The organism is Bradyrhizobium sp. HKCCYLRH2047, from assembly GCF_051168175.1.
Lineage (GTDB): Bacteria > Pseudomonadota > Alphaproteobacteria > Rhizobiales > Xanthobacteraceae > Bradyrhizobium.
Genome location: NZ_JBNPUM010000007.1, coordinates 208,257 through 230,279, shown reverse-complemented (window position 1 = coordinate 230,279; position 22,023 = coordinate 208,257). Strand labels below are relative to the sequence as shown.

18 protein-coding genes and 1 pseudogene are annotated in these 22,023 nt (G+C 64.8%); 2 read left to right on the top strand and 17 right to left on the bottom strand.

The features are described 5' to 3' along the window. Nucleotides 1–90 precede the first annotated feature (90 nt). The 13 genes and pseudogenes from ACQR1D_RS18530 to ACQR1D_RS18470 form a co-directional block, all read right to left on the bottom strand. Nucleotides 91–1,197: a polyamine ABC transporter substrate-binding protein gene (locus ACQR1D_RS18530; protein ID WP_315803103.1), complete on the bottom strand. Its 1,107-nt coding sequence runs from the start codon at nucleotides 1,195–1,197 to the stop codon at nucleotides 91–93. A 12-nt stretch (nucleotides 1,198–1,209) separates the two neighbouring features. Continuing rightward, nucleotides 1,210–2,373, bottom strand: a complete 1,164-nt coding sequence (locus tag ACQR1D_RS18525; protein WP_315803102.1) for an aminotransferase — start codon at nucleotides 2,371–2,373, stop codon at nucleotides 1,210–1,212. A gap of 9 nt (nucleotides 2,374–2,382) precedes the next feature. Beyond that, nucleotides 2,383–2,712 (bottom strand): rhodanese-like domain-containing protein, encoded by a 330-nt coding sequence (locus tag ACQR1D_RS18520; RefSeq protein ID WP_315714496.1) that lies wholly within the window; start codon nucleotides 2,710–2,712, stop codon nucleotides 2,383–2,385. A gap of 108 nt (nucleotides 2,713–2,820) precedes the next feature. After that, a complete protein-coding gene (locus ACQR1D_RS18515) occupies nucleotides 2,821–4,743 on the bottom strand; it encodes a potassium transporter Kup (RefSeq protein WP_316216235.1) in 1,923 nt (640 codons plus the stop codon). 151 nt (nucleotides 4,744–4,894) lie between these two features. After that, nucleotides 4,895–6,793, bottom strand: coding sequence for a potassium transporter Kup (locus ACQR1D_RS18510; RefSeq protein WP_315803100.1), 1,899 nt, complete (start codon nucleotides 6,791–6,793; stop codon nucleotides 4,895–4,897). A gap of 280 nt (nucleotides 6,794–7,073) precedes the next feature. Further along, complete coding sequence (locus tag ACQR1D_RS18505; protein ID WP_315803099.1) at nucleotides 7,074–7,904, bottom strand: flagellar motor protein MotB; 831 nt, start codon at nucleotides 7,902–7,904, stop codon at nucleotides 7,074–7,076. A gap of 36 nt (nucleotides 7,905–7,940) precedes the next feature. Continuing rightward, the gene (locus ACQR1D_RS18500; protein WP_315714499.1) at nucleotides 7,941–8,714 is read right to left on the bottom strand and encodes a motility protein A; all 774 of its coding nucleotides are present in this window, start codon (nucleotides 8,712–8,714) and stop codon (nucleotides 7,941–7,943) included. Nucleotides 8,715–8,878: 164 nt separating this feature from the next. Next, nucleotides 8,879–9,241, bottom strand: coding sequence for an Hpt domain-containing protein (locus tag ACQR1D_RS18495; protein ID WP_315803098.1), 363 nt, complete (start codon nucleotides 9,239–9,241; stop codon nucleotides 8,879–8,881). Next, nucleotides 9,238–11,427: a hybrid sensor histidine kinase/response regulator gene (locus ACQR1D_RS18490; protein WP_315803097.1), complete on the bottom strand. Its 2,190-nt coding sequence runs from the start codon at nucleotides 11,425–11,427 to the stop codon at nucleotides 9,238–9,240. Before ACQR1D_RS18490 ends, ACQR1D_RS18495 begins: the two co-directional genes overlap by 4 nt. Nucleotides 11,428–11,716: 289 nt before the next feature. After that, on the bottom strand, nucleotides 11,717–12,436 hold the full coding sequence (locus tag ACQR1D_RS18485; protein ID WP_315803096.1) for an RraA family protein: 720 nt from the start codon (nucleotides 12,434–12,436) through the stop codon (nucleotides 11,717–11,719). Between the two features lie 110 nt (nucleotides 12,437–12,546). Continuing rightward, on the bottom strand, nucleotides 12,547–13,437 hold the full coding sequence (locus ACQR1D_RS18480) for a CDP-alcohol phosphatidyltransferase family protein (protein ID WP_315803095.1): 891 nt from the start codon (nucleotides 13,435–13,437) through the stop codon (nucleotides 12,547–12,549). Nucleotides 13,438–13,524: 87 nt separating this feature from the next. Continuing rightward, a pseudogene (locus ACQR1D_RS18475) lies at nucleotides 13,525–14,229 on the bottom strand (phosphatidylserine decarboxylase); the annotation flags it as partial. A 124-nt stretch (nucleotides 14,230–14,353) separates the two neighbouring features. Continuing rightward, a complete protein-coding gene (locus ACQR1D_RS18470; protein ID WP_434838981.1) occupies nucleotides 14,354–16,327 on the bottom strand; it encodes an ABCB family ABC transporter ATP-binding protein/permease in 1,974 nt (657 codons plus the stop codon). Between the two features lie 245 nt (nucleotides 16,328–16,572). On the opposite strand from ACQR1D_RS18470, the gene ACQR1D_RS18465 reads away from it, so the two are divergent. Beyond that, nucleotides 16,573–17,175: a TIGR00730 family Rossman fold protein gene (locus ACQR1D_RS18465; protein WP_315803093.1), complete on the top strand. Its 603-nt coding sequence runs from the start codon at nucleotides 16,573–16,575 to the stop codon at nucleotides 17,173–17,175. Between the two features lie 3 nt (nucleotides 17,176–17,178). Here ACQR1D_RS18465 and ACQR1D_RS18460 read toward each other — a convergent pair whose 3' ends face one another. The 4 genes from ACQR1D_RS18460 to cysS all read right to left on the bottom strand — a co-directional run bounded on the left by ACQR1D_RS18460 (nucleotide 17,179) and on the right by cysS (nucleotide 21,308). Next, complete coding sequence (locus ACQR1D_RS18460) at nucleotides 17,179–17,556, bottom strand: VOC family protein (protein ID WP_315803092.1); 378 nt, start codon at nucleotides 17,554–17,556, stop codon at nucleotides 17,179–17,181. A gap of 115 nt (nucleotides 17,557–17,671) precedes the next feature. Further along, on the bottom strand, nucleotides 17,672–19,285 hold the full coding sequence (cimA, locus tag ACQR1D_RS18455; protein ID WP_434838980.1) for a citramalate synthase: 1,614 nt from the start codon (nucleotides 19,283–19,285) through the stop codon (nucleotides 17,672–17,674). Next, nucleotides 19,282–19,785, bottom strand: coding sequence for a GNAT family N-acetyltransferase (locus ACQR1D_RS18450; RefSeq protein ID WP_315803090.1), 504 nt, complete (start codon nucleotides 19,783–19,785; stop codon nucleotides 19,282–19,284). Before ACQR1D_RS18450 ends, cimA begins: the two co-directional genes overlap by 4 nt. 113 nt (nucleotides 19,786–19,898) lie before the next feature. Continuing rightward, on the bottom strand, nucleotides 19,899–21,308 hold the full coding sequence (gene cysS / locus ACQR1D_RS18445) for a cysteine--tRNA ligase (protein ID WP_434838979.1): 1,410 nt from the start codon (nucleotides 21,306–21,308) through the stop codon (nucleotides 19,899–19,901). Between the two features lie 390 nt (nucleotides 21,309–21,698). Here cysS and ACQR1D_RS18440 point away from each other — a divergent pair, with 390 nt between their 5' ends. Continuing rightward, nucleotides 21,699–22,007 (top strand): hypothetical protein, encoded by a 309-nt coding sequence (locus ACQR1D_RS18440; RefSeq protein ID WP_315803088.1) that lies wholly within the window; start codon nucleotides 21,699–21,701, stop codon nucleotides 22,005–22,007. The last annotated feature ends 16 nt before the right edge of the window (nucleotides 22,008–22,023 follow it).

Below are 22,023 nucleotides of genomic sequence, written 5' to 3'. Positions count from 1 at the left end.
ATTGCGAGGAGCAACGCGACGAAGCAATCCAGATCTTCTTCTCAGCCCTGGATTGCTTCGCAGCGTTCGCAATGCCGGCAGCAGCGCTGGCTACCGCCCGGTCTTCACCTTCGTCCAGAGCCGGTTGATGACGCGCTGCGTCGCGGGCTCGCGGGCGGTGATGACGAACAGCTTCTTCAGCGTCGTCTCATCCGGATAGATGTTCTTGTCGCCAAAGATTTTTGGATCGATCAGCTTCTGGCTCGCCAGGTTGCCGTTGGCATAGGACAGGAAGTCGGAGTTCTTGGCCGCGACCTCGGGCCGGTAGAGATAATTGATCAGCGCATAGGCTTCGGCCACGTGCGGAGCGTCAGTGGGAATCGCAAAATTGTCGAAGAACATCTGCGCGCCCTCTTTCGGGATTGCGTAGCCGATCTCGACGCCGTTCTTTGCTTCTTCCGCGCGGCTGCGCGCCTGCATGATATCGCCGGACCAGCCGACGACGAGGCAGATCTCGCCGGTGGCGAGCGCGCTTAAGTATTCCGACGAATGAAACTTGCGCACGGATGGTGCGACCTTGCCGACCACCTCGGCCGCCTTCTCCAGATCGGCCTGCCTGGTCGAGTTCGGGTCGAGGCCAAGATAGTTCAGCGCCGCCGGAAAGATGTCGTCGGCGGAATCCAGCATGTGGACGCCGCAGTCCTTGAACTTGGCGAGGTTCTCCGGCTTGAACACCATGTCCCAGCTGTCGATCCGCGCGCCGGGCCCCAGGATCTTCTCGACCGCCTTGACGTTGTAGCCGATCCCGGTCGTGCCCCACATGTAGTTGGCGGCGAACTGATTGCCGGGGTCGTAGGTGGCCAGACGCTCGGTCACGACGGGCCACGCATTGACGAGATTGGGCAGCTTCGACTTGTCGAGCGGCTGGAAGATCTTGGCCTTGATCTGGCGCTGCAGGAAGTACGCGGTCGGCACCACGACGTCGTAGCCGGATTTGCCGGCGAGCAGCCGCGTCTCCAGGGTCTCGTTGGCGTCGAATGTGTCGTAGACCACCTTGATGCCGGTCTCCTTGGTGAAGTCGTCAAGGACACCGGGCGCCATGTAGTTCGACCAGTTGTAGAAGTTGACGACGCGCTCCTCTGCGCGACCGGCCGCCCCCGTGAGCGTCAGCGCCGCGACAGCCAGCGCCAGAGCCGAACCCATGCAGCCGCGCGTCATCACTCGTGTCTCCTAGCGCCGGTGGATGGCGTCCGAGAGGCGCTCCAGCGCCGTATCCAGGGTTGCGTCCTTCTTGGCGAAGCAGAACCGCACCACCGACGTCACGGCATCCGTCTCGTAGAACGCCGACACCGGGATGGCGGCCACCTTGTAGTCGTTGACGATGCGGCGGCAGAACTGCTCGTCGGTCTCGTTGAGGCCGAGCGGCGAAAGGTCGACGGTCAGGAAGTAGGTCCCCTGCGCCTTCAGCACGGGAAAGCCCAGGCTTTCGAGACCGGCCGTGAGCCGGTCGCGGCTGCGCGCGAGCTCGCTGCGCATGTTGATGAAGTAGTCGTCCGACTTGCCGAGGCCGTAGGCGACCGCGACCTGCAGATTCGGTGCCGTCGTGAAGGTCAGGAATTGATGCACCTTGGCGGCGACGCGCAGCAGATGCGGCGCGGCGCAGACGAAGCCGATCTTCCAGCCCGTCAGCGAGAAGATCTTGCCGGCCGAGCCGACCTTGATGGTGCGGTCGCGCATGCCGGGAATGGTGATCAGCGGGATGTGGGCGCGGCCGTCGAACACGACGTGCTCCCAGACCTCGTCGCAGATCGCGACCGCGTCGAACTCCTGGCAGAAGCGCGCCAGCAGCTCGAGATCCTCGCGCGGGTAGACCACCGCGGCCGGGTTGAGCGGGTTGTTGAACAGCACCGCCTTGGTCTTTGGCGAGAACGCCTGCCGCAGCATCTCCTCCGACAGCCGCCAGTGCGGCGGCTCCAGACGGACGAGGCGCGGAATGCCGCCGGCCTGGCGGATGATCGGCAAGTATGAATCATAGACCGGCTGGAAGCAGATCACCTCGTCGCCCGGCTCCACCACCGACAGGATCGCCGACGTCAGCGCCTCGGTGCCGCCGGAGGTGACCATGACCTCGCTCATCGGATCGAGATCGAGCTTGTGCCAGTGCTTGTAGTGCGCGGCAATGGCCTGGCGCAGCTCCGGCAGGCCCATCATCGACGGATACTGGTTGTAGCCGTTGAGGACCGCGTCGGCCGCGGCACGGCGGATATCCTCCGGACCCGGATCGTCGGGAAAGCCCTGCCCCAGATTGATCGCGTCGTTGTCGCGCGCGAGCTGCGACATCTGCTCGAAAATGGTGACGGGCAGGTCGGCAAAGACCTTGTTCTGCGAGATCATGATCGCCTGTCAGCCGCCAGTCCTGGTCGGCAGGCCAGCCGCCTTCCAGCCGAGCATACCGCCCTGGAGATGCTTGTCGTAGGGCAGACCGGCGGCCTGCGCGGCCAGCGAGGCCGTGACCGAGCGCTTGCCGGAGCGGCAGGCGAACACGACGTCCTTGCCTTGCGGATCCGGGATCAGCTTCGGGTCGAAGCCCGACAGCGGAACGACGACGCCGTCGGGATAGGCTTCCGCAGAAACTTCATTCGGCTCGCGCACGTCAACCAGAAGAATTCGCCCTTCCGCGATCCCCTGGGCCACGTCCTGCGGGGTCAAATCGTGCACAACAGCCACGCCCATCCTCCAAGCCTTCAGCAGGGCCATATCGGCCCCAATCCGGTCGCCAAACTCACCCCAGACGCACCGAAAATCAAGCGCTTCGGCACGCTGAGGAGACGGGTCTCGAGCTCAGATCGTAACCTGGGTGCCGACCTCCACCACCCGTCCGCTCGGGATCTGAAAATAGTCGGTCGCGTCGTTGGCGGAGCGGCTCATTGAGATGAACAGGTGATCCTGCCAGCGCGGCATGCCTGAATGCGCAGCCGGCTTCAGCGCACGGCGCGACAGGAAGAACGAGGTCGACATGATGTCGAACTGCCAGCCGAGCTTGCGCGCGATCGCAAGTGCGCGCGGCACGTTGGGCGATTCCATGAAGCCGAAGCGCAACGTCACCTTGGAAAACGTCGGACTGATCTGCTCGAGGCGAACCCGTTCGGACGGCTCGATGCGCGGCGTCGGCGCGGTCTCGATCGTCAGGATGACGTTCTTTTCGTGCAGCACCTTGTAGTGCTTGAGGCTGTGCATCAGCGCGGTCGGCGCGCTCAAGGGATCGCTGGTCAGGAACACGGCGGTGCCGGCCACCCGTTGCGGCGGACGCTTCTCAAGCATGGTCACGAGATCGGCGAGCGGGAATTCGAGCTTGCGCGACTTGTCGAACAAGAGCCGGCTGCCGCGCCGCCACGTGTACATCAGCGTCATCACGAAGCCGCCCAGCGCCAGCGGCACCCAGCCGCCTTCGAACACCTTCAGGAGGTTCGCCGCCAGGAAGGTCAGATCCAGGAACAGGAACGGCGCGATCAGGGCGGCCGCCGCAATCGGCGACCATCGCCAGACCTTCCAGATCACGACGAAGCCCATCATGGCGGTGACGACCATGGTGCCGGTGACCGAGATGCCGTAGGCCGAGGCGAGCGCGCTCGATGACTTGAACATCAGCACCAGCAGCATGACCGAGATCAGCAGCAGCTTGTTGATGCGCGGAATGTAGATCTGGCCCGAATGCGCCTCGGAGGTGTGGCGGATCTCGAAGCGTGGCAGCAGGCCGAGCTGAATCGCCTGACGCGTCAGCGAATAGGCACCGGTAATGACGGCCTGGCTCGCGATGACGGTCGCCATGGTGGCGAGCGCGACCATTGGGATCAGCGCCCAGTCCGGAAACATCAGGAAGAAGGGGTTCTCGATCGCCTTCGCGTCGGCGATCACCAGCGCGCCCTGCCCCAGATAGTTCAGCGCCAGCGACGGCAGCACGATGAACAGCCAGGCGGTTTGGATCGGCCGCTTGCCGAAATGGCCGAGGTCGGCATACAGCGCCTCCGCGCCGGTGACGGCCAGAAACACCGCGCCGAGCGTGATGAAGCCGATGATGCCGTGATGCAGCATGAAGGTCACGGCATTCAGCGGGTTGATCGCCCACAGCACCTCGGGATGGCGCAGGATCGGCGGCAGCGCCGCGATGCCGATCACCAGGAACCAGATCAGCATGATCGGGCCGAAGAACGCAGCAACCTTGGCCGTTCCGCGCGCCTGGACAGCGAACAGCGCGACCAGAATCACGACGGTCAACGGCACGACGTAGGGCTCGAACGCCGCCGTGACCAGCTTGATGCCCTCGATCGCCGACAGCACGGACAGAGCCGGCGTGATCACCGCATCGCCATAGAACAGCGCGCCCGAGATGATGCCGAGCAGCACGATGATGCTGGCGCCGCGCGCGACTCCGCGCTGGGCGAGCGCCATCAGCGCCAGGGTGCCGCCCTCGCCGTGGTTGTCGGCGCGCAGCAGGATCACGACGTATTTGAGGGTCACGACGACGATGAGAGCCCACAGGATGAGCGAGATCACCCCCATCACGGCGTGAGGCGCAGGCTCGCCGCTGCTGCTCGCAGCCAAGACTGCTTCACGCAGCGCGTACAGCGGGCTGGTGCCGATGTCGCCATAGACGACACCGATGCTTCCCAGTGTCAGCGCCGCGAAGCTCGCCGTGGAATGGGCGTTGCCATGCCCGTTGGTCGCCGGCGCTTCCGCGGGCGTAGCTGCGACGTCGACTGTCATGAGGTAGCCCCCTCGAGGACTCGTTAATGCTTCACTGCACAACGCGGCAGAGCGCGCGGCTTATAGCGGCAGCGCGTTACGACGGACCCGTCGGGAATGCGCCTCAGCCATGCATTTAAGCATGCACGAGCCGTCAGGGAAGTCCAGCCGATCAAATCGTTACCTGGGTACCCACTTCGACGACCCTGCCCGTGGGAATCTGGAAATAGTCCGTGGCGTCGTTGGCCGACCGGCTCAGACCGATGAAGAGATGGTCCTGCCAGGTCGGCATGCCCGACTGGGACGATGGCTTCAACGAGCGGCGCGAGACGAAGAACGACGTCGACATGATGTCGAACTGCCAGCCGAGCTTGCGCGCCACCGCGAGCGCGCGCGGCACGTTCGGGGATTCCATGAATCCGAAGCGCAGCCGCACCTTGGAAAACTTCTCGCTGATCTTCTCCATGCGCACGCGCTCCGAGACATCGACCCGCGGCGTCTGCGCGGTCTCGATGGTCAGGATCACGTTATGCTCGTGCAGCACCTTGTTGTGCTTGAGATTGTGCAGCAATGCGGTCGGCACCGAGGTCGGGTCGCTGGTGAGAAACACCGCCGTGCCCTTGACGATGTGAGGAGGCCTCTTCTCCAGGCTGGTGATCAGGTCATCCAGCGGAACCTCGATCTTGCGCGTCTTGAGCACCAGGATCGCCGAACCACGCCGCCAGGTCCAGATCGTCACGACCATCGCGGCACCGAACAGCAGCGGAACCCAGGCTCCTTCGAGCAGCTTCAGCAGGTTGGCGCTGAAGAAGGTCATGTCGACGATGACGAAGGGAGCGATCACGGCGGCCGCCACGGCCGCGCGCAAGTTCCACAGCTTCCAGATCACCACGAAGCCCATGATGCCGTCGGCGACCATGGTGGTGGACACTGCGATGCCATAGGCGGAGGCGAGATTGCTCGAGGTCCGGAACAGCAGCACCAGCAGCAGCACGCCGATCAGCAGCAACCGGTTGACCCGCGGCAGATAGATCTGGCCGGCATGGCTCTCGGACGTATAGCGCACCTCGAAACGCGGCAGCAGGCCGAGCTGGACCGCCTGGCTGACCAGCGAATAGGCGCCCGTGATCACGGCCTGGCTCGCGATGACGGTCGCGGCGGTGGCCAGCACCACCAGCGGCAGCAGCAGCAGTTCGGGCACCATCCGGTAGAACGAATTCTCGATCGCGGCGGGATCGGACAGCACCAGTGCGCCCTGCCCGAAATAGTTGATCAGCAGCGCCGGAAGCACGAAGAACAGCCAGGCCGACTGGATCGGCTTGCGGCCGAAATGACCGAGATCCGCATAGAGTGCCTCGCCGCCGGTGACCGCGAGGAACACCGCGCCCAGGGTGACCAGGCCGATCGTGCCGTGCGAGAGCAGGAACTGCACCGCATAATAGGGATTGATCGCCGCGAGCACGGAGGGGTCGTCGCGGATGTGGACGAGTCCCATCACGGCGAGGGTGGTGAACCATGTGACCATGACCGGGCCGAAGGCGGAGGCGACGCGCGCCGTCCCCTTGCTCTGGACCGCGAACAGTACGACCAGGATGAACACGGTCAGCGGCACGACGTAGTGCTCGAGCGCGGGCGCCGCGAGCTTGAGGCCTTCGACCGCCGACAACACCGAAATCGCCGGCGTAATCATCGAGTCTCCGATGAACATCGAAGCGCCGATCACGCCCAGCGACATCAGGAACAGGCTGCGCCGACCCAAGGCCCGCTGTCCGAGCGCCATCAGCGACAGCGTTCCGCCCTCGCCGTTGTTGTCGGCGCGGAGCAGCAGCAGGACGTATTTGGCCGTCACCACGATGAACAGCGACCAGAGGATCAGCGAGAGCACCCCGAGCACGATGATCCGCGACACCGGCTGCCCCTGAGCGGCGCCGTGCGCGGCCTCGCGAAAGGCGTAGAGGGGCGAGGTGCCGATGTCTCCGAACACCACGCCGATGCTGCCTAGCGTCAGCCCCCAGAACCCCGACGTGCTCGCGGTGTCCTGTCCTTCGGTCGATGTCGCGCTGGCCGTCATGTTGCTCGGAACGCATCTTCCCTGTTTGGCCCGGCGCGTGTGAACGTAGACCGTTCGCAGGTCAAGTCTCTAGCGTAAGCAGACCGCTGTTCCCAGGTCGCAACCAAACGGCATGGCTGACACGGATGTCGCATGCCGCATCGCGGCAAGTGCCTTTAGCCTAGGCATCCTGAGGCAGATGTCGGATCTACCCCCGGCGAATCAAGTGCCCGCTGATGCTCTTCGTTGCCGTTCGCAAGCCGCCATGCGGCATTATGATGCGGCAAGCGAAGCATCCCGGCTACGGCTTCAGATCGGGCGGCAATGGCGGGTCTTCCCGCATCAGGGTGATCGTCACGCGGCGGTTGGCTGCCAGCGACGGGTCGTCGGGAAACAGCGGCTGGGTGTCCGCCTTGCCGGAGACGGCATAGATGTGGCTCGCCGGCAGCCCTTCCCGCTCCAGGATCTGGCGCACCGCATTGGCGCGGTCCGCCGACAGGTCGAAGCCGCCATAGTCGCTGCGGGCGGGAACGAAGCCGGCGGCCGTGTGCCCGGTGATCTGGACCCGAAGCGGGGTCGCCTTGAGCGGGGCAGCCAGCTTCTCTATCAGGCGTCGCGTGCGGTCGAACGGCACCTTCGAGCCATCAGCGAACATCGACCGCCCGTCCTGGTCGACGATCTCCAAGTTGAGACCCTGCTTGGTCTCTTCGAACATGATGTGCTTGGAGATCTCGGTCATCTCCGGCATGTCCTGCAGCGCCTGGCGCAGCGAGGCGGACGCCAGCGCGAACTGGCGATCGATCTTTAGCTTGGCGCCATTGGTATGCTGGCGCTCCTCCTGCTCGGGGCTCGGCTCGCGCGCGGTCTCCTCCGGCGAGATGTGGGCGGCGTTCTTGAGCTTCGGCCGGGTCGGCAGGCCGTCGGATTCCACGATGCCCGAATAGCGCGACTCGGTCTGCACGCCGAAGGCGTCGCGCATCGAGCCTGCGACGACCTTCAGCTTGGCGTTGTCCATGGTCGAGAACGCGACCAGCATCACGAAGAAGCTGACCAGAAGTCCCATCAGGTCGGCAAAGGTCACGAACCAGCCGTGACCGCCGCCATGCGCATCGCCCCTCTTCTTCTTGGCCATTGCCTACCCCACCCCGGATCGCCCCGCCGCAGCCGATCAGGCCGGCACGGGCTCGCCTTCGGCGTGGCGATGCTTCTCCGGCAGATAGGCCAGGAGCATTTCGCGGACCAGGGCGGGACTCTTGGAGTCGCGGATCATCAGGATTCCGTCGATGATCAGCGTCCGGTTGGTTTCCTCGTCCAGCAGCTTGCCATGCAGCTTGTCGGCGATCGGCAGACAGATCAGGTTCGACACCAGCGCGCCGTACAGGGTCGCGAGCAGCGCGGTCGCCATGAACGGGCCGAGCTTCGAGGGGTCGGTCATGTTGGCGAACATCTGCACCATGCCGATCAGCGTGCCGACCATGCCGAACGCCGGGGCGCAGTCGCCGATGGCGCGATAGATCTTGCTGCCTTCGTCCAGATGCATCAGGAAATTGTCGCGGTCACGCTCGAGATTGTCGCGGATGAATTCGAGGTCGTAGCCGTCGGCCACGTATCGGATTCCCTTGGCGAGGAACGGCTCGTCGGTCTCGACCTTTTCCAGGCCGACCGGGCCCTGCTTGCGCGCGATCTCGGCGATGCGGGCGAGCTCGTCGACGAGCTCGCGGGCCGACAGGCGGCTCATGGTGAAGGCGTACTTCATTCCAAGCGGAACGCCGTGCAGCATGACGCCCAGCGGGAAGCGAATCATGGTGGCTGCGATCGAACCGCCGAAGATGATGATTGCGGCGTGCTCGCTGACGAACATCTCGAGATCGCCGCCCAGAAGCATCATCGTCGCGATGACGATCACGCCAGCCACGAGCCCCGCACTCGTCATAATATCCATGAGTCAACTCCACCGCGTACGCAAACCACGGACCCTGCCGGACCGACGCGGTGCTTCTGGACCGCATGTCACGACACTAAATGTCCGCCATTAAGGACGAGTTACTGAATTCGGTAGGCATAATGAAAGGTAAACAGCAGCGCCGCAGACGACGCCGACCTCGCTCAAGCGACCGACGATCCGGACTTGAGCAGGTTCGCCGCGGCGAAGACGGCTGACTGATCGAATGATCGCTGCATCTTGTGGACCATCTCCAGCATCTGCGCCGGCTCCATCGTCGCCGATCCCACCTCGAGCTCGCGCGACAGGCGCGACAGCGCCGAGAAACCGAACGTCGCCGACGAGCTCTTGATCGAATGCGCCTCGCGCCTGAGTTCGAGGCGATCCTCGAACTTGGCCGCAAGCGTGCCGAACTTTCCGGACGTGTCGTCGAGGAACGTGCGCAGGACCTCCAGCGCATCCTCCTCGCCGAGCTCGGAGACCAGGATTTGATAGACGGATTCGTCGAATTGCACCCAGTCGGTCATGCGACAAGCCTTTCCTTGTGTGTAGCAGCGGCCGCGCGAAGCAGAGCGGCATTCAGTCGATCGCGCGTGACCGGCTTGGTCACGAAGTCGTTCATGCCGGCGTCGGTGCACGCCAGATGATCCTGGCTGGTGGCGTTGGCCGTCAGAGCGACGATGTAGATGTCCTGCGCGGGCGGCGGCAGCGAACGGATCATCCGCGTCGCCGTGAGCCCGTCCATCTCGGGCATCATCATGTCCATGAGCACGAGGTCGTAAGGCTGCTTCTGCACGGCTGCGATCGCCTGCGTGCCGTTCTCGACGATGTCGTAGCCGTGACCAAGCTTGTCCAGGAGCTTTTTGATGACGAACTGATTGGTCAGATTGTCCTCGGCAACGAGGATCTTCAGCGGCGCGAGGCTGCCCGGACGTTCCTCGGCGATCGTCTCGCCGACCGGCACGATGGTCGCCTCGGGCGCGCTCACCTGCTCGACGTCCGGCTGCGGCTGGACCTGGATCGAGAAGGTGAAAGTGCTGCCCTCGCCCACCTTGCTCTGCACCTTGATGTCGCCGCCCATGCAGGTGACGAGGCGCTTGCAGATCGCGAGCCCCAGACCGGTGCCGCCGAAGCGGCGCGAGATGGAATTGTCGACCTGCGAGAACTGCTTGAACAGCCGGCTGACGGCGTCTGCGGGAATGCCGACGCCGGTATCGGCGACCGAGAACACCAGCGTCAGGTTCGGCCCGGCAAGGTTCTCGGCACGCACATCGATATGGACGCCGCCCGATTCGGTGAATTTGAGCGCATTGCCGACCAGGTTGAACAGCACCTGGCGCAGCCGCGCGGGATCGCCGACCACGTAGTTCGGCACGTCCGGCGCGATCGACGTCGTCAGTTGCAGGCCCTTTTCCCTGGCGCGGGACACCAGCAACTCGGCGGTCGCCGTCACCGACCGGTGCAGGTCGAACTCGATGTGCTCGATCTCCAGACGATCGGCATCGAGCTTGGAGAAATCGAGGACATCGTTGAGCAGTTGCAGCAGGTAATCGGCCGACTCGCGCAAGGTGGTCGCGATCTTGCGCTGCTCCGGCGCGAGGTCCGCCGACAGCAAGAGATCGGCAAGGCCGATGACGCCGTTCATCGGCGTGCGGATCTCATGACTCATCATCGCCAGGAATTCGGAGCGCGCCCGCGTACCTGCCTCGGCGGCATCGCGTGAGGCGGCAAGTCCCGCCTGATAGCGCGCAATCAGGATCGTGATGATGCCGATCACCACCGTCAGCAACGCCCCGACCAGCAGATCACGATCGCGGTTGAGCTTGAAGGCGCTGAAGATCTCCTCGGAGGCCTGACCGACGATGACCACCAGCGGCAGATCCTTGATGCGCTGGAACGAGTAGATGCGCGTGATGCCGTCGATCAGACTTTTGAAGGTGTAGAAGCCGCTGCTTCTGTGCTGAATGGCGCTCATCACCGGGCTGCCGGCGAGCGAGGATCCCACGCCCCCCGGACCGGCCGAGGCCCGTGCGCGCACGATGCCGTCGAGACCGAGGAGTGTGACATTGCCCTTCTTGCCGAGATCGACCGAATTGTAGAAGCTCGACAGATATTCGGGGTCGAGCGAGACCACCACCACGCCGCCGAACGAACCGTCCGGCATGATGATGCGGCGGGTCAACTGGATCGACCATTTGTTGGAGACACGGCCGAAGATCGGCTTGCTGATGAAGAGAAAATCATCCTTGCCGTCGGCATGAACGCGGAAGTGCTCGCGGTCGCGCAGGTCGAGGCCGCGCATCTTCGGATCGATGTTGCTAGACAGCATGATGCCGTCCTTGCCGATCACGACGACCTGAAACGAGAAGTCGGACAGGAACTGGCTGTTCTTCGACCATAGCGACATGTCGAAGTTGTGCGGGTCCCTGGCATAGGAGTCGCGGACGTAGAGCAAGGTCTGATCTGCCGCGCGGATCGAGCGGATGATCTGCTCCTCGAACGCGCGGGCCAGATTGGCGCCGTTCTTCAGCGCCGACTGCTCGGTGCGCGTATACTCTTCGGAGATCGTGTAGAAGATGCCGGCCCACACCAGCGCGATCGCCGAGAGGCCGATCGCGGCACTGCCGAAATGTCCGATCAGCCGAACCATCCTGTCGACGGTCCGGTCGACCCGCCCGAACAACGGCCTCGATTTCGATATCAGCCTGCGCATGTCCTTCGCCCTCGGGCGACATGCCTATCGGGACGGGCTAGCCATCAGGTAAAGCTTGATGGATAAAATCTTCTCAACGAGCGACGGCCGCTTAACCTTCGGCGAGTCCCGGCCTGTTTGCGGGTAATTCGTCACCGCGTTCGACATTTTCGGCCGAAGCTCAGTCGTCACCCCGTAGTCATCCGGATGCGGTTGCAGCGTCGCAGTTCGGCGAGCGCCCCGCGCAAGGGCGGCGAGCCGCACCGTCGAGCGGCACGGCTCGCTCATTTGGACCGGAGCGAAGCGACGCTCAATGAATCTCCGCCGACCGCTTCAAGGCGGCCTTGAGCTTCTCGAGCGAGAAATCCGCAGACCGCGCGATGTCCAGGATCGGCGTTTCACGGCGCGCGCACAGCTCGGCCGCCTCGGGAAGCTTCGCGGCGATGTCGGCGGGGATGACGATCGCACCATGGCGATCGGAGTGGATCAGGTCGTCCGAGCGCACGGTCATCCCGGCGACGCGGACCTCGCCGCCGAAGCTCTCGGCATGCACCCACGCGTGCGACGGACCGATCGAGCCCGCCAGAGCCTGGAAGCCAGCAGCCCATTGCGGGATGTCGCGGATCGATCCATCCGTGATCACGCCGAGGCAGCCGAGCGCCTTGTGGACATTGCTCTGCACCTCGCCCCAGAACGCGCCGTAGCCGATGTCGGGGCCATCGATATCCTGGATCACGACGATGCGCGGACCATGACCGGTGCCGACATATTCGTAGTAGTCGGTGCGCCGCCTCGCCTGCTCGTCCGCCGGCAGGCCCGACTTGACGACGGACCGGATCGTCGCCGTCCGCGCGTAGCCGACCATGGGCGGCAGGTCCGGGAACGGGCACACCAGCGGCTTGGTCGTGTAGCCGATCAGGCGGCGCTCGGGCGCCACGATCTCCATCGCGTTGCAGATGGTCGGCGTGTCATAACGCGCGAGCGCCTCGAGGACGGAAGCAGCGAGGGGCGCGGCGGCAGTGCTTGTCACGGGCGTTTCTCCGGATGATGCGGACGGCATTCGCGGGCCGTCCTTGGCCATCCGGTATAACTGAGGCGCCGAAGCCGGCAAAGCGCGGGCTCGGTCGGGGCGCCCTGCGCTCAGTGCAGCCGTTCCGGCGGCCGCTGCCCCTGCTCCGCCGCCGGCACGCCGGTCGGCGCAAAAGCCGTCGTGGATGAAGACGAGGCGTGCGACGCTGCAGCCGCGGCACCAAGGACCGCGGCGTGCCGCGCCGCCTGCTGCCGATACAGCCGCCAGCCGAACGGAAGGCTCAGGATGTAGAGGATCGATCCGGCCGACAGGATGTGCCAGGGATAGACCACCAGCAGCGCGACGAAGAACACCACCGCGGCGAACACCGGCAGCACGAGTTCGGGCGAGACGCGCATCCGCGCGGTCTTGCCGGAGAACACCGGCAGCCGCGATACCATCAGGAAGGCGATCAGCAGCGTGTAGAACGCCGTCAGCAGCGCCGGCGGCCTCGGCAGGTCCAGGAAAGCCAGATAGACGGGCAGCAGCACGGTGATGGCGCCGAGCGGGGCCGGCACGCCGGTGAAGAAATTGGCGGCGAAGGGCGGCTTGTTGGGATCGTCGATGCTGGCGTTGAAGCGCGCCAGCCGCAGCCCGCCGCTGATGGCGTACATCATGGCGGCGATCCAGCCGCCGTCGTGCAGCTCATGGAGCTGCCAGAAGTACAGGATCAGGCCGGGCGCCACGCCGAAATTGACGAAGTCGGCCAGGCTGTCGAGCTCGGCGCCGAACTTCGACTGGCCCTTGATCATGCGGGCGATGCGGCCGTCGATGCCGTCCAGAAAGGCGGCGAAGACGATGGCGCCGACGGCGAGCTCCATCCGCCCCTCGGTCGACAGCCGGATTGCGGTGAGGCCGGCGCAGATCGCCAGCAAGGTGATCATGTTCGGCACCAGCAGCCGCACCGGGATCGGGCGGAAACGGCGGCGGCGCAGTTCGGGAGAGTTCAGATCGAAGCTCATGATCACACCACGTGTGGTTTGTCCGGGACCTTGTGCCTGAACACGGCTCAAGGTCTCCTTAATGGGTCACCAGCGGGCAGCGACGGTTCACTGGCTCCGGAACGTCAGGCCGGGCACAGGCACGTCGAAATCGGCCAGGATCGTCTCGCCGGCGATGGCGGTCTGCCCCTCCGAGACCAGAACCTCAGTGCCGTCAGGAAGATAGACGTCGAGCCGCGAGCCGAAGCGGATCAGGCCGAAGCGCTCGCCCGCGCCAATGGTCTGCCCCTCGCGCACGAACGACACGATCCGGCGCGCCACGAGGCCGGCTATCTGGACCACGCCGATCCGGCCATGCGGCGTCGAGATCGCGAGCGAGTTGCGCTCGTTGTCCTCGCTCGCCTTGTCGAGCTCGGCATTGATGAAGGCACCCGGACGGTAGGAGATCTTCTCGATCCGGCCGGCCACCGGGCTGCGGTTCACATGCACGTTGAACACGCTCATGAAGATCGAGACCCGCAGCAGCGGCCGGTCGCCGAGGCCGAGCTCGGCCGGCGGCAGGGCGCGCGTGATCATGGAGATGCGTCCGTCGGCCGGCGCCACCACCAGCCCTTCCCGCTGCGGCGTGACCCGGATCGGGTCGCGGAAGAACAGCGCGCACCAGACGGTGAGCAGCGTGCCGATCCAGCCGAGCGGGGTGAATATCCAGAACAGGATCAGGCTGACGAGGGCAAATCCCCCGATGAAGGGGTAGCCTTCCGGGTGGATCGGCGGGATCTGAGCGCGGATGGAATTGCTGATCGACATGGCCTGCTTCGTTGAGTGTTGTCGCTCTGACCCTCAGAGCGGACCGCCGCCTTGACTAGGTCGATGGCCGGCGAAGGTCAAAATGAATCCTTAATGCAGTCTTGAGTTCAGATCAGGGCGGTCCGCAGCATCATTCGGCGGCGCTGGCTACCCGTCCCGCCAGATCCGGCCCGGCGACATCCGGTTCGCCCCGATCAGGCGGATTGCGGTTCGGCGCCGTGGCCTCATCGCCAATCTGCGCCAGTTTTTCGCGCGCCTCCTCGGCCTCGCGCTGCCGGTTCCACATGCCGGCATACAGCCCGCTTTTGGCCAGCAGCTCGGCGTGGGTGCCGCGCTCGGCGATGCGACCCCGGTCGAGCACGATGATCTCATCGGCCGCTACGATGGTCGAAAGCCGGTGCGCGATCACGAGCGACGTGCGGTTGCGCGACACGCCATCGAGCGCCTCCTGGATCTCGTGCTCGGTATGGCTGTCCAGCGCCGAGGTCGCCTCGTCCAGCACGAGGATCGGCGGCCCCTTCAGGATGGTGCGGGCAATCGCGACGCGCTGCTTCTCGCCACCGGAGAGCTTGAGGCCGCGCTCTCCCACCTGGGTCTCGTAGCCCTTCGGCGCCATCCGGATCAGACCGTCGATCTGGGCCAGCCTCGCCGCCTCCTCAACAGCGGCGTCGTCCGCATCCCAGCGTCCGTAGCGGATGTTGTAGCGGATGGTGTCATTGAACAGCACGGTATCCTGCGGCACCATCCCGATCTGGGCGCGCAGCGACATCTGGGTAACATCGCGGATGTCCTGGCCATCGATCAGAATGCGGCCGCCGGAGACGTCGTAGAGCCGAAACAGCAGCCGCGAGATGGTCGACTTGCCAGCACCGGACGGCCCCACGATCGCGACCGTCTTGCCCGCCGGCACCTCGAAGCTGAGCCCCTGCAGGATCGGCCGCTCCGGCTCATAGGCAAAGCGGACGTCCTCGAAGCGGACGTTGCCGGAGGTGACCAGCAAAGGCGCCGCTCCGGGCGCGTCGTTCACCTCGGCATCGCGCGTGAGCACGCCGAACATCTTCTCGATATCGATGATGGCCTGCTTGATCTCGCGATAGACCATGCCCATGAAGTTCAGCGGCTGATAGAGCTGGATCATCATGCTGTTGATCATGACGAAGTCGCCGACGGTGTTGCGTCCCTGGCGCACGCCCTGGGCGCACATCAGCATGGCCACCGTCAACCCGACCGTGAAGATCACGGCCTGCCCGGCGTTGAGCACCGCCAGCGAGGTATAGGTCTTCACGCTGGCCCGCTCGTAGCGCTCCATCGAACGGTCGTAGCGCTCCGCCTCGCGCGCCTCGGCGCCGAAATATTTCACCGTCTCGTAGTTGAGCAGCGAGTCGATCGCCTTGGTGTTGGCGTCCGTATCCGAGTCGTTCATGCGGCGCCGGATCTCGATGCGCCACTCGGTCGCGATGTAGGTGTAATAGAGATACGCCGCGACCATGGTCAGCGTGACCAGCACGTAGCGCCAGTCGAACTGCCACAGCAGCACCGCCGTCAGCAGCGAGACCTCGACGATGGTCGGGATCAGCTGCAGGATCACCATGCGCACGATGGTCTCGATCGCGTTGCGGCCGCGCTCGAGCACGCGGGTCAGGCCGCCGGTCTTGCGCTCCAGATGGAAGCGCAGCGACAATTCGTGCATGTGGACGAAGGTGATGGTCGCGAGCTTGCGCACCGCATGCATGGCGACACGGGCAAAAATACCGTCGCGCCACTGCGTCAGCACCGCCATCAGCACCCGAATCCCGCCGTAGCTTGCCGTCATGACGATCGGCGAGGCCACCAGCCAGAACGCCCAGTTATCGGGCGCGATCGGCGCGGTGTTGGCGCCGGTCAACGCGTCGGTCGCCCACTTGAAGGTGAAAGGCAGAACCAGCGTCGCCACCTTGGCCGCGAGCAGCAGCACCACGGACCACAGCACGCGCATCTTCAGATCGGCGCGATCGCTCGGCCAGATGAAGGGCCACAAATGGCGCAGCGTACCGGCCAGCGTTCCCTGCTCGAGGGACGATGGCGGCTGGTTGGCGGCTGCTTCGGAGGAGGAATCGGGCGGCATCAAACGTTCTGGAACAGCGAGTGTTTTGGCATGTTGTGATGCCGGGGCGTTGCCTGCGTCATATAGAGTGTCCGGGCGCCGGATGCACCGGTACGTCGACGGAATCCGTTACCGCGGCGCAGTATTTGCATACTCGTTTTCGGACAAATGGACCCATTCAGCCTGCATCATCCCGTGAAAGCCCGCGAATCCACGTCCTCCGCCCTCGTCTTGACGCCTTTCAACTGCAGTGTCACACCGCTCCAATGACTGAAATCCGCACCGTTTGCGTCTATTGCGGCTCCGGCCCGGGGACGAATCCCAGCTTCATCGAATCGGCGAAGGCACTCGGCAAGGCGCTTGCCGAGAACGGCGTCAGGCTCGTTTATGGCGGCGGCTCCATCGGCATGATGGGCGCGGTCGCCAAGGCGGTGCTCGACCATGGCGGCGACGTCACCGGCATCATTCCGGACTTCCTGGTGAAGAAGGAGGTCATGATGCCGCTCAAGGATCTCATCATCACGCCGGACATGCACGAGCGCAAACGGCTGATGTTCGAGCACTCCGACGCGTTCGTGGCCCTGCCCGGCGGCATCGGCACGCTCGAAGAGCTGGTCGAGCAGTTGACCTGGAAGCAGCTCGGACGCCACGCCAAGCCGGTGCTGATGGCCAATATCGACGGCTTCTGGGAACCGCTGTTCGCGCTGCTGGCCCACATGCGCGAGACCGAGTTCATCCGCCCCGGCTTCCAAATCGAGCTGCTCAAGGCCGAACGCGTCGAGGACATCCTGCCGCGCCTGCGCGAGGCCGCCGCCCGCGTCGCCAAGGAAGAGACCGAGATGGCGCCAGAGATCGCCAAGCGGCTCTGATCCCTATTCGGCCGGAAACGTCACCGCCTCAATCCGATTGCCGTCGGGATCGAGCACGAACGCCGCGTAATAGCGCACGCGGTCATGCGGCCGCAGCCCCGGTGCGCCGTCCGAGACACCGCCTGCCTCCAGCGCCGCGGCGTGGAATGCATCGACGTCGTCGGAGCTCCTGGCACGGAAGCAAAGGTGCGAGCCCGTCTCGGCGGATACCCGCGCCATGCCGGCGCGCAGATTGATCCAGAATTCCGGATAACTCTTGCCGAAGCCGATCGTGCTGGGACGTTCGACCAAGCGCGTCAAACCAAGCGGCGCCAACGTGCGCTCGTAGAACCGCGCGCTGCGGGCGAGATCGCTGACGCCGACTGAGACGTGGTCGATCATGCGTTTGCTCCTACCCTCTCCACGTCATTGCGAGGAGCGAGGCGACGAAGCAATCCAGAGTCGTGCATTCAGCCACGGATTGCTTCGCTTCGCTCGCCATGATGGATGCATCACCTCACCCCGGCGCGCCCGACTTCACCAGCTTGTAGAACACCGAATCCATCAGCGCCTGGAACGAGGCGTCGATGATGTTGGGCGACACGCCGACCGTGGTCCAGCGCTCGCCCTTTTCGTCCTCGCTCTCGATCAGCACGCGCGTGACCGCCTCGGTGCCGCCATTGAGGATGCGGACGCGATAGTCGATCAGCTTGAGGCCGTCGATGTAGCCTTGGTATTTTCCAAGATCCTTGCGCAGCGCGACGTCGAGCGCATTGACCGGACCGTTGCCTTCGGCCGCGGAGATCAGCCGCTCGCCGGCGACGTCGACCTTGACAACGGCCAGCGCCACCGTGACGCGCTCGCCGACCGCGTTGTAGCGCTGCTCGACATTGACGTCGAACTGCTCGACCCGGAAATACTCGGGCACCGAGCCCAGCGTGCGCCGGGCCAGCAGCTCGAACGAGGCATTCGCGGACTCATAGGCATAGCCCGCAGCCTCGCGCTCCTTCAGCTCCTCGACCAGGCGCGTCAGCTTCGGATCGCTCTTGCTGAAAGGAATGCCGCCGCGCTCCAGCGCTGCGATCACGTTGGAGCGGCCGGCCTGGTCCGACACCAGCACCTTGCGGCGATTGCCGACGCTCTCGGGCAGAACATGCTCATAGGTCTGCGGATCCTTCAGCACGGCCGAGGCATGGATGCCGGTCTTGGTCACGAAGGCGCTCTCGCCGACATAAGGCGCGTGCCGGTTCGGGGCGCGGTTCAGCATGTCGTCGAGCGTCCGAGAGACCTTCACGAGGCCGCTGAGCTGCTCGTCGGAGACGGCGATCTCGAAGCGCTCAGAGAACTCGGTCTTCAGCTTCAATGTCGGGATCAGCGAGCACAGATTGGCGTTGCCGCAGCGCTCGCCGAGCCCGTTCAAGGTGCCCTGGATCTGGCGCGCGCCGGCGCGGACCGCGGCCAGCGAATTCGCGACTGCCTGCTCGGTGTCGTTATGGGCGTGGATGCCGAGGTGATCGCCCGGCACCTGCTTGGCGACCTCGCCGACGATCGCTTCGATCTCGTGCGGCATGGTGCCGCCATTGGTGTCGCACAACACGACCCAGCGTGCGCCGGCCTCATAGGCCGCGCGTGCGCAGGCCAGGGCGAACGCCGCATTCTCCTTGTAGCCGTCGAAGAAATGCTCGCAGTCGAGCATCACCTCGCGTCCCGCGGCCTTTGCGGCCGTCACGCTGTCGCGGATCGAGGCGAGGTTCTCCTCGTTGGTGGTCTCCAGCGCGACGCGCACCTGATAGGCGGATGACTTCGCGACGAAGCAGATCGCGTCCGCCTTGGCGTCCAGCAGTGCGGCGACGCCCGGATCGTTGGACACCGAGCGTCCTGCCCGGCGCGTCATCCCGAAGGCAGTGAAGCGGGCATGGCCGAGCTTGGGCTTGGCGGCGAAGAACTCGGTGTCGAGCGGGTTGGCGCCGGGATAGCCGCCCTCGACATAGTCGATGCCGAGATCGTCGAGCATGCGCGCGATCGCCTGCTTGTCGGCCAGCGTGAAATCGACACCGTTGGTCTGCGCACCGTCGCGCAAGGTGGTGTCGAACAGATAAAGTCGTTCTCTGCTTGTGCCTGCCCTGCTCATGCCTGCGCTCCCCCGGAGCCGAGCGTCTTCTTCATCGTGGTGTTGGCGAGCCACTCGCCATTGATGGAGACGCTGTTGCGCTGCTGCGCGACATAGCCGCGCTTGCGGAAGAATTCGACCGCCGTGTCGCTGGCGTCGACCGACAGACCGGTCGTGCCGCGCGCGCCCGCCAGCTTTTCCAGTGCGTCGCATAGCAGGGCGCCGACGCCCTGCCCCGCCGCGTTCGGATGAACGTAGAGCATGTCGATGTGATCGTTTCCCTTCAGCGCGGCGAAGCCGACCGGCGAGCCCTGCAGGGTCGCAATCAAGGTGAGCTCGGATGCCAGCCTCTTGCCGAAGCCCGTCTCATCCTCCGCAGCGGACGCCCAGGCCTCCTGCTGCTCCTCGCTGTAGTCGTCACCTGTCAGCCCCTGGATGCTGGCGACGAAGATCGCGGCGAGCAGCGGCGTATCAGCCGGAAGAAACGGCCGCAGTGCGGGCCTCGGGAGAGCCTGTCCCATGTGTCACCACATGCCGTAGAGTTTCGTGACCAGCGCCACTGCGCCCGCGATCAGCACCAGTTTGAGCAGGATGTAGTACAGCCAGTGCCGCGGAAACGGGGTGTCGGGCTTGCTCATCGCGCAATCTCCCAGGTCGTGACCGGCTTGCCGTCGGCGCCTTTGCCATCCTTCAATACAACGCCCATCGCCGCGAGCGCGTCGCGCAGGCGATCGGACTCCTTGAAGTCCTTCCGCGCGCGGGCCGCGGTACGCTCGGCGATCAGTCCTTCGACCTCGGCGGCGTCCACGCCCTTGGCCTGCTGCTTTCGCGCTTCCCATTGCACGGCGGTCTCCGACAGGAAACCCGCAAAGCGAAGCGAGCCGGCAAAGGAAGCGCGATCCAACTCGCCGCCGGACGCCGCATGGCTCCGCAACGCGTGCAGCTCTGCGATCATCAGCGGCGTGTTGAGATCGTCAACGAGCGCCGCGATGATCTCAGGCTCCGGCTGCTCGCCCGGCGCATCGGCCGCAACGCGATACCAGTCGTCGAGCGTCTTGGCGCTCTCCTCCAGGCCCTTGACCGTCCAGTCCGCCGGCGAACGATAATGCATCTTGAGCATGTTGAGGCGCAGCACCTCGCCGGGCCAGTCCGCCAGCAGGTCGCGAATGGTGACGAAATTGCCGAGGCTCTTCGACATCTTCGCGCCCTCGACCTGGACGAACTCGTTGTGCAGCCAGTAGTTCGCCATCACTGAGGTGCCATGGGCGCAACGCGACTGCGCGATCTCGTTCTCATGATGCGGGAAGATCAGGTCGAGCCCGCCGCCATGGATGTCGAAGACCTCACCGAGATAGGCCGCGCTCATCGCCGAGCACTCGATGTGCCAGCCCGGGCGGCCGCGGCCCCACGGGCTGTCCCAGCCCGGCTCGTCCTCCGACGACTGCTTCCACAGCACGAAGTCGGCGGGATTCTTCTTATGTGCATCGACGGCCACGCGCGCGCCGGCAAGCTGCTCGTCGAGCTTGCGACCCGACAGCGCGCCATAGTCCGGCATTGATCGGGTGTCGAACAACACCTCGCCGCCCGCCTCATAGGCGTGGCCACGCGCGATCAGTTGCTTGATCAGGGTCACCATATCCGCCTTGCCATCGGGGCGCGGCAGCACGAACTCGGTGGCGCGTGGCTCGAAGGTCGGAGGCAGGCTGCCGAGCGCAGCCGCGTCGCTGCGGAACTGATTGGCCGTCACCTCGGTAACCTTCCGGATCGCCTCGTTCAGCGGCAGCCCGGGAAAGTCACGCGCGGCGCGGGCGTTGATCTTGTCGTCGACATCCGTGATGTTGCGGACATAGGTGACGTGCTTCTCGCCATAGAGATGCCGCAGCAGCCGGAACAGCACGTCGAAGACGATGACCGGGCGCGCATTGCCGATATGGGCGAAGTCGTAGACCGTCGGTCCGCAGACATACATGCGGACGTTGTTGGGATCGAGCGGCACGAAGCGGCGCTTCTCCCGCGATGCGGTGTCGTACAAACGCAAGTCCATGGTCCGTCCCCGAATGCCCTGTGCTCACCGCCTCGCCGGACCGACAGGTCCATGACGAGGCGCAACGGGTGTCCTACGCCGAACGACGCCCGCTAGCGCGGCCGTTACGGCACGAATCACGCTTCCGACCTGCCGGCCGGGCGTCCTGATCATCTCTGTTGAGAAAAGACGGCCTCAGCCAGCGAATCGCTAGCGCGTAATCTCGCGGCAAATGCAGCAGATGGCGAGGAAACCGTTCATGAAACTCACCATGATGCAGCAGGCTGTCTCCGTCAAGAGCCGCAAAACGGCCGCTTTCACTGCCCAAATGCTCGCGCCCCGCCTCATGGTTAATCATTTTTAACCTTTTGGGCCTAACCATGAGTTGTCTCCTACACCCACCGGTGCACCATGCGAATCTCCCCGGCGCTGCTCGCCTGCTGTGTTCTCCTCGCCGCCGCGACCACCGCCACGGCGGAGAGCCGCATCTTCATCATCGCCAACGAAGCCGACGGCTACGGCGTCGACCAGTGCCTCGCCAAGGGCGACCGCTGCGGCGCCTCGGCTGCGCGCTCGTACTGCCAATCACGGGATTTTGCACAGGCCTCCTCCTATCGCCGCGTCGACCCCGATGAAATCACCGGATCGGTGCCGAAAGCCGGGGCAAACTGCGCCCATGGCGGCTGCAGAGACTTTGTCGCGATCACCTGCCAGCGCTGAGACGGCCGGGAACGGC